This is a genomic window from Klebsiella sp. 1SOBk10mer, assembly GCF_046602535.1.
Lineage (GTDB): Bacteria > Pseudomonadota > Gammaproteobacteria > Enterobacterales > Enterobacteriaceae > Klebsiella > Klebsiella quasipneumoniae.
In genome coordinates this window covers 1-972 of the sequence record NZ_JBKIUP010000057.1, presented here as the reverse complement: position 1 = coordinate 972, position 972 = coordinate 1, and the positions used below count along the sequence as shown (strand labels likewise).

Below are 972 nucleotides of genomic sequence, written 5' to 3'. Positions count from 1 at the left end.
TGATTAAACAAATTCAGGTCCTCAAAAAGCAACAATTCATTGAATTCAATAAATTGTTCTCTAAGTGTCCGGTTAAATCGCTCACAGGTCGCATTCATTTTCGGTGTGTACGGATAGGTCCAGATGTGTTTAATCGAGGCTTCCTGTAGCGTTTTATCAAAGTTACCGAGGAACTCCTTACCGTTGTCAGTGACAACTTGTCTGATAGCGACAGGAAAGAGCTTTGTGGCCTTGCTGAAGAAATGGCTGGTAATATCGCTGTTGAGTGAAGGGACCGCCAGGGCCAGCGCATAGTCGCTGTGCTCGTCGATCATGGTAATGATATAGCGGCGTAGGTCCCCCATCCTGAGTTCAATCGCGTCCATCCCTATGAGTTCGCCTGTTTTTACCGGGCGGTATTGTTTTGGTCTTCTGGGCTTCACTGAGCGTTTTTTTATCAACCGGGCTTTGCCCCTGGCGCTGAGGCGTACGGGGATCATCCGCATTTTATCGTGAGCACCAGCAATGATTCTTCCAATGGTTGACGTGCTGGGACAGGTAAAATGCCGCGCTTCACACCATGGTTTCAGCCTGACAAAAATCTGCTCTTTGCCGAGATTGGGTAACTCAGTTCTCAGACGCCTGATCTCCTTGAGTACATCAGGATGCCAGTGCCTTGAACGGCGAACCAGAGGGGCTTTGCTTCTTGGAATTAGTGCTTCTGGACCACCGGTGCGCAGTAACCGGCGCCACCAGTAGAGTGTTCGCGTTGATACGTCAAAAGCATCAGCTGCGGCACGGATCCCGTGCTTATCCCAGAAGTTCAGAGCCTTCATTCTTAACTTCGCAATCTCGGGCATAAGAGAGTGTTTCATCGCATAAGCAGTTGCTCGGTAATACCCAAAATAGCCGACACCGATATGCTGCATCAACATCTGGCAATCCCTCCTTTAGTGTTCTGAGGCAATTGCAATATCTGTGTGAACTTACACA

The 972-nt window shown here is 48.8% G+C and carries 1 protein-coding gene; it reads right to left on the bottom strand.

Features of this window, described 5'->3' with window-relative positions; genetic code table 11:
• Positions 1 to 914: IS481-like element ISKpn28 family transposase (locus ACLH1I_RS26580; RefSeq protein WP_104915553.1), on the bottom strand; the 914-nt coding region annotated here is incomplete at its 3' end.
• Positions 915 to 972 lie beyond the last annotated feature (58 nt).